Raw genomic sequence first — 7,111 nt, forward strand, 5'->3', positions numbered from 1 at the left:
TGACCGCGATATCGTCGGTGCGGTCCAGAAGCACCCGCACCACCGCCGGACGGCTCGGCGTGACGGCTCTGGCGGGAGGATTATCGAAGCCGGTTCTCAGGTGCTGCCGCCGAGTCGGCTGAAGGCCCAGCGCAGCACATCCCGGTCCGGCGCGGTGCCGGTCGGACGGCCAAGGCGACCGAGCGCGGTCACCGAGTGGGCTGTGATCTTGGCTCAAGCACGGAAGTTGCCATGCCCGGCGTGAGCATCGGCGAAGGCGATATCGGCGGGGTCCGCATCGGCCCAGATCGGGTGGTAGGCGGGGATGACCTCGAGTACCTGCTCAGGGGTGAGGCGACGGAACTCCTGCCAGACATAAACGCGGCTGGATAGCATTGGTTCACGGCGAAGCACCCGGTAGCAGTCGCCGCCGCCGACGAAGACGATGGCGATGTTGGTGCGGCGGTCGTCCCACAGGTGTCGCCACAACTCGAAGCATTCGCGTGAGAGCCACTGGGCTTCGTCGCAGACCAGCACCCGGAACCGTTCTTCGAGAACGTCTTTGAGGAGCGCGTCGAACTCGATCGGACGACTCGGCGGGCTGCCGCCGATTCCGAGTGCCTCGAAGAGCACGTGCCGGATATCGCGAGGGGTTGGCCGGGCACGGAACTGCACCCGGCACACGTCGGCCGGCGCCAGCGCCCGCAGAGCGGCGTTGACTGACAGCGTCTTGCCCAGTCCGGCGTCACCGTGCACGCACATCATCGCCCGAGCCGTGATGACGTCGACCAGGTTGTCCCGAAGTGCCAGCAATGCATCGGTGGCCACTACGTTCGCTCCGGGAAGCGCGAGGTAGTGGTCCTCGGCCCCGTCCACGGCGGCCCAGGCGGTCATGGCTTCGGGCCGGTCTGGGAGGCGTGGGGCAGTACCCATTCAGGCGACGGCGGGCCCGGGGCGAACAGATCGACCCGGGCCGCGGCCTGCATTTGGGTGTTCTGGGCCGTGGCGAGCTCGGCTCGTGCCGCCTCTGCGGTGACCGCCTGAACCGGTTGGAGCGGCGCCGCCTCGGTGGCCGCGGCGTAGCGGACCCTGCGTGCCTTCTCCGCGGCCCGCAGATCGGCTCGTAGGCGGCGCTGCTGCTCGCTCCGGGCCCGGTGCAGTGCCGCGACCTCCTCCGCGCTGGCAGCATCGGCCAAAGTTGCTGAGCCCAGGTGCTTGCCGCTGGTCGCGCCAAAAACCTCGATCTCGTGCTCGTGGTGCGGCATGTGACGCACTCGGACCGCCAGACCAACCTGGCCGGTCATCCAGGCCGCCACGTAGTGCCGTCCGCGCCACGACACCCCCTTGGGAGTGATCGTCCGAGCGCGGCCATCATCCTCCAGCATCAACAGCCGCAGGTCAGCAGCCGGGACAGTGCTCAGCGGGGTCAGATCCTGGGCCCAGGCTTGCAACGGCGTCCGGCCCTCCAAGGCCGCTATGGTGTGCTCTTCGTTCTCGCCGTTCCACCAGCGGACTCAGGTAAGGAACTCGGCAACGAACGCCTCGAACGGCAATGCAGGTGCATCGGGATCGGTCGGCTTCCCGTTGGCACCCTGCTGCGCGTGGGTGTACCTCGGTAGGGCAGCGAAGAACATGGTCTCGGCCGCGTTGTTGAGTGACTCCACGGTGCCCTTCAGGTGCGGGGTGTACCCAGGCAGTGCCACCACCCGCACCGCCAACCCGGCCAGGACGCTGTGCACCGTCTTGGACAGGAAGTCCTTGCCGCGATCGATCCGAACGGCACCAGGCAATCCGCCCGGCGGCCCGTAGGGCTCCTCCAGACTGATCGCCGCGCGAAGCGCAGCCAAGATGCTCTCCCGGCTCGGTGGGCCCGGCGGTACCGCGGCACCGCACACCGCGTCAGTTCCCACGTCGATGAACCACGTCACCCAAGGCTTGACCAGCCGACCGTCGGGCAAGAGCACTTCGACCGGCGCCTCCACGTGATCGGCCTCCCATACCTCATTGCGGTGCACGCGCGGTCGGCGCAGGAACACTTCGTGTGCGCGTCGGGCACGCTCGCCACCACGTAGTCCGGCAAGCTCGCCACGAAGAACGTCGCGAGCCACGGCCCGCTGGATCGTCGCTCGGCTCGGGCGCTTCCCGCACTCACCTGCGGCGGCGACGAGTTCCCGATGCACCGCTGAGACGTTCCCACGCCAGAACGCCAGCCGCTCCCTGACCTCATCAGTCACCTCAAACCGCTCCCGAGGTGACTGTACTTTCTCCTCGGACCGTGTCTGGGCGAGCCAACGCCACACGGCCCTCTCGCTGACATTGGATCCTTCCGCGGCCAACCGCACATCCTCAGTGGTTAACCGCCCCACGGCGTCCAAGGACAGCAGCAGCCGTACCACCGCCTCCCGCGGCAGGTCAGCACTGACAACTGGCTCGTCTGCTTCCAACTCCCAGGCTCCTCTGCGCTCGTGCGCCCAGCCCCGTCGGCAGGCGACCGTGCATGCACTGACATGTGTAATCAGATCACTGACAGTGGTGAGAAATCTACTGACACAAGTGAGCAATGCACTGACGTTCTCGCGAGCAATCCCACTCCGCGACGGCACCCTCTACGAGATCAAAGCACCAGCCGCGGCTTGACGAAGAACATAGGGGCACCCCCCACAACCACGGCGGACCAGGACCCCGACCCTGACGGGCCGGGACCACGGTTTTTTGCTGCTGTCCTGCGGATAGTACGTCCTGGCTCCACCGGCACAAGCCCCTCCTGCGTCGGGGCCGGCACCGTCAGAACTTTCACTCGGCGCTCCTTCGTCACTTACTTCCTTCCGAAACTTCCGTCGGTACCGCCCTGCGGGTTGATGCCGGCTCCGTCCAGGACAGCTCACTGCGTGTCGCCAGCAGGCAAAAAAGCAACGGGGGAAGACCAACACGCTCCTACGCCACATCACCCCGACCAGCTGAGCACGGGACGAGGCCTCGGAAAGGACCGACCATGACCCGACACACGATCTACGACAGCCTTCAGGACGACTGCGCCGACATCCTGACCTCACGATGCCCGTTCTGCGGCCAGCAGGGCTGGATCACCATCCCCTAAGCCGGAGCCGATGCCCTCATGGAAGACCTACCCGTCCAGGCCGCACTCCCATGCCCACCGATCGGCGATCACCGAGGAAACTGATAACGTACTTTCCCATCAAGTGGACGTTCTGTCTTTGGGTCCGTGTTGATCCATCCCGCGCTTTTCTTGGTTCAGCCGGTCGTCGATGCCCGCGGTCGAAACAGGACACTGACGGGTTTGACCGTTGTCCGGCAGGTTCTTGACGGTGATCCTTCCGACAGGGGCCTGCCTCAGTCCCCGCCCTGGGGCACTCAGCCGGCGCTGTCGACGCTGAGGGCGAAGGCACTGATGATGGCCTTGGACAGCTCGGCTTCTTGGCGGTCGAACAGGAAGCCGATGTGGTGCCCCAAGGCGGCCTTGTCGATGGTGATGATGTTGTCGCAACTGGCGATACACGGGTGATCCAAGCCATTCTCCGGACCTAGGGGTACTTCGGTGGTCAGGCCTTTGACCGTGGAGGTGATCGGCGCGACCGTGACCCGGTTCATGGCCTCGCGCACCTCCTCGCGGGTCAGCACCAGGACCGGGCGTGCCTTGTCCAGGTGGGCGACATGGATGTCCCGCATCAGTCCTCGACCGAGGCGTAGCCTGGTAAGGTCGCAAAGTCCTCGTAATCGCCGGTCTCTTCCAGGATCTGGGCGTCCCGCTCCGCCTGTTGCTGCTGCTGGTACCTCCTCAGCGCGCGGGTGACCACGGCTGCACGGGACCCGACTCCCTCCTTCACGAGGGTGTCGACATATCCAACCACGTCGTCCGGCAGCCGGACGGCAATCTGTGTTGTCATGCCCAAATGGTACCATCGTGGGATTCATCTCGGTACCAGGGCCCCCATGTGATGTCCTGGAGAAGACCAACCCTGAGTCCTGCTCTGCCATATCGCTGTCGTCAGCGTCGGACTCACAGACCGTCGACACGCCAAACGCATGAGGACTCCCCCGCTGGTGCAGATCACCTGTGCTGCTTCCTTGCCAAGGTGGCGACAGGGTGGTGGGGCGATCGGTTCTCCCCGCATCCCCGCTAGCGTCACTTGCGGGCGCTGAGCGCGAGTGCGTCAGCAGGGACGGAATGCCCGGCTCCGGACGCCGCTAAGCGCGATTACGTCGAGTAGAAGATTAACCATGTGCACTTCTCGCACATGTGGAGGTTTCGGGTAACGCCGTGAGTCTCCCTGTTGAGGCTCAGGCCAGCGCAGTCTCTGCCGGTGCGTCGTGCGTTGTGATGCGCGTGGTGTTGGATGGATGCAGCATCAGCAGCGGGGTCGGGACTTCGCCCTGGCGATGGTCCGGGCCATCATGATTTGCCGGAGCCGGAACAGGACAGTGACGGAGGCCATGCCGTCGGTGGTCTCGCCCCACCCCCGCTCGGTCCTGTTCCGGGGGGCCCGCGCCACCGAGTCGAATTTCACGGCTCACTCATGACTCCACGCCCGGCATCGGTGTCAGGCGCGGTTCTGATGCCTGCGCCAGTGTCCGCATGGACGCCTTCCTTGGCACCATGCTCTGCACTGCGGCGTGACGTACCCGGCCCCCCGTTCCAGGTGAACTCGGGTGTCTGTTTGGCCAGGAAGGCGCCGATGCCGGTCTGGGCGTCGCCGGTGGTGGCCATGAGGTGCTGCCAGTGGTTGCTGGCGGCCTGCAGATCCCCCGCGCCGGTTTCCCCGGTGCCCGAGGAGACCACGGTGTCCACGATGTCCTTCATGGCCTGGATGGACAGCTGGGAGCGGGCCGCGAGCCGCTGCACGAACGTGTCCACCTCGTCCCAGAAGGTCTCGGCGGGGTGGACCGCCTGGACCAGGCCGAGCACGCGGGCCCGCTCGGCGTCCACGAAGTCGCCGCTGAACAGCAGGTACTTGGCGGTGGCCGGCCCGGCGATGCGCACGAGCCGCTCGATCCCGGCTGTCGGGTACACGATCCCGATCTTCGCCGGGGTGATCCCGAAGGTCGCGTCGGACGAGGCCAGCCGGATGTCACTGGCCGCCGCGATCTGCCAGGCGCCACCGAGGCAGTAGCCCTCGACGGCGGCGATGGTCGGCTTGTGCAGTCCGGCCAGGGCCGCCTCGCCGGCGGCCACGGCGCCACCGTCGTGATGTCCGGAGTCCTCATCCTTCAGGATGGCGCGCAGATCGGAGATGTCCGCCCCGGCAGAAAAATCCGTCCCGGCCCCGCGCACGACGACGGCCCGCACCGATGCGTCATCGGCCAGCCGGGCGCAGGCCGGCTCCAAGGCCCGCCACATGGCCTCCGTCATGGTGTTGCGCCGCCCGGGGTTGGACAGCGTCAGGGTGGCGATGGACCCCGACTGGGAGACGTCCACCGAGCCGCCGATTGCCGTGGACTCAGTCATGACCGAGCCGCCTCCACAGCGTGCTCCTGCACGATGCCCGCCTCGACGAGGCCGGCGATCTGCCCCTCGTCCAAACCCAGGTTCTCGAGCACGGACCTGGTGTCCTCGCCCAGCGCCGGTGGTGCCTTGCGCACGCCGGCGGCGGTGCCGTCGATGCTCAGCGGCCCACGCAGCAGTGGCAGCGCCGAGCCGTCCAGCCGCTGGACGGTCTGCACCATGTCCAAGGCCTGCACCTGGGGGTCCTCGAAGGCCTGGGCATAGGTGTAGATGGGCCCGGTGGGGATCCCCGCGGCGCGGAAGGACTCGATCCAATCCAGCCCAGGCCGGTGCACCAGCTTCTGTTCGATCAGCTCGGTCAGCTCGGCCCGATGCTCCGAGCGATCACGCCCCAGGGCGAAGCGCGGATCCTCCTCGAGCTCGGGCGCGCCGATGATTCCGCAGAACTTCTGCCAATGCGCCTGATTGCCCACCGCGATGATCGCCGGGATGTCGGCCGTCCGGAAGACACCATAGGGCGAGAGCACGGGGTGGTTGTTGCCCTGCGGCACCGGGACGGCACCGGTGCTGAGGTAGTTCTGTCCCTGGAACGCCGAGACGGCCAGGCCGGCCTCCAGCAGGGAGGTTCCCACCTGGTGGCCCTCGCCCCCGTTGCCCGCCCGGCCGGCCAGGGACGCGCAGATGCCCACGGCGGTGAAGACGCCGGCGTAGATGTCCATCACCGGTACACCCACCCGGGTGGGTGAGTCGGCGTCCGGACCGGTCACGGACATCAGTCCGGACATGCCCTGGGCCACCTGGTCCAGACCGGCGGCCTGGGCCAGCGGGCCGACCGTGCCGAAGCCTGAGACCGAGGCGATGACCAGGCCGGGGTTGACCAGCCGCAGCCGGTCCGGGTCCAGGCCCATGGTGGCCAGGACGCCGGGACGGAAGTTCTCCACCAGCACGTCGGCCTGCACGGCCAGGTCCCACAGCAGCGTCCGTCCCTGCTCCGAGTAGAAGTCCACCGCGATCGACTGCTTGTTCCTATTCGTCGAGTCGAAGTAGAGCGAGTGCTCGTCCTCGAACGGTGGCCAGGACCGGGTGGAGTCCCCGCCCTTGGCGGACTCCACCTTGATGATGTCGGCTCCGAGGTCACCCAGCAGCGCCGTGCAGTACGGTCCCGCCAGGGCCCGGGACAGGTCCATCACGGTGATCCCGTCCAGCGGCAGGGCCGCGCCGGCAGCGGCGGGTGACCCGCCGCCGTCGGGCAGGGCGTTGTTCCCGGCCATGTTGTTCCCGGCCATGCTCAACCCCGCAGCTTCACGTTGATCTGCTTAATCTGCGTGAAGCCCTCCAGCATGCCCTCCAGGGACGCCTCCCGGCCCATGCCGGACTGCTTGTACCCGCCGTAGGACTGGCCCACCACCTGGCCGCCGCCCTGGTTGACCTGCACCCAGCCGGACTCGATCCGGTGCGCGGTGTTCAGGGCATTGTCCAGGTCGTGCGTCCAGACGTACGCGGCCAGGCCGTAGTGGGAGTCGTTGGCCATCTGGATGACCTCGTCCACGTCCTTCCACTTGATCGCGACGAGCACGGGGCCGAAGATCTCCTCCTGGGCCAGCCGGAAGTCGTTCCGGGCCCCGCCGAAGATGGTCGGCACGTGGTAGAAGCCCTCGGTCAGGGGCCCCT

Annotated in this window: 6 protein-coding genes and 1 pseudogene; all 7 read right to left on the reverse strand. The window is 67.2% G+C overall.

The window, feature by feature from the left end; genetic code table 11:
• Positions 1-213: 213 nt before the first annotated feature.
• Entirely contained in the window at positions 214-873 is a 660-nt protein-coding gene (locus tag ACFFIO_RS12435) for an AAA family ATPase (protein WP_201301238.1), read from the reverse strand.
• Positions 870-2,375: pseudogene (locus tag ACFFIO_RS12440) on the reverse strand (Mu transposase C-terminal domain-containing protein). Before ACFFIO_RS12440 ends, ACFFIO_RS12435 begins: the two are co-directional and overlap by 4 nt.
• Positions 2,376-3,351: 976 nt before the next feature.
• The gene (locus tag ACFFIO_RS12445; protein ID WP_159554441.1) at positions 3,352-3,666 is read right to left on the reverse strand and encodes a type II toxin-antitoxin system PemK/MazF family toxin; all 315 of its coding nucleotides are present in this window, start codon (positions 3,664-3,666) and stop codon (positions 3,352-3,354) included.
• Positions 3,666-3,884 (reverse strand): ribbon-helix-helix domain-containing protein, encoded by a 219-nt coding sequence (locus ACFFIO_RS12450; protein WP_159554439.1) that lies wholly within the window; start codon positions 3,882-3,884, stop codon positions 3,666-3,668. Before ACFFIO_RS12450 ends, ACFFIO_RS12445 begins: the two co-directional genes overlap by 1 nt.
• Positions 3,885-4,501: 617 nt before the next feature.
• On the reverse strand, positions 4,502-5,443 hold the full coding sequence (locus ACFFIO_RS12455; protein WP_159554437.1) for an enoyl-CoA hydratase/isomerase family protein: 942 nt from the start codon (positions 5,441-5,443) through the stop codon (positions 4,502-4,504).
• Positions 5,440-6,726: a CaiB/BaiF CoA transferase family protein gene (locus ACFFIO_RS12460; protein WP_236558086.1), complete on the reverse strand. Its 1,287-nt coding sequence runs from the start codon at positions 6,724-6,726 to the stop codon at positions 5,440-5,442. Before ACFFIO_RS12460 ends, ACFFIO_RS12455 begins: the two co-directional genes overlap by 4 nt.
• A gap of 2 nt (positions 6,727-6,728) precedes the next feature.
• Positions 6,729-7,111, reverse strand: a 383-nt coding sequence (locus tag ACFFIO_RS12465; protein WP_378042220.1) for an aldehyde dehydrogenase family protein, incomplete at its 5' end; no start/stop codon positions are given.

Source organism: Citricoccus parietis (genome assembly GCF_042433045.1).
In the GTDB taxonomy this organism is placed as follows: domain Bacteria; phylum Actinomycetota; class Actinomycetes; order Actinomycetales; family Micrococcaceae; genus Citricoccus; species Citricoccus parietis.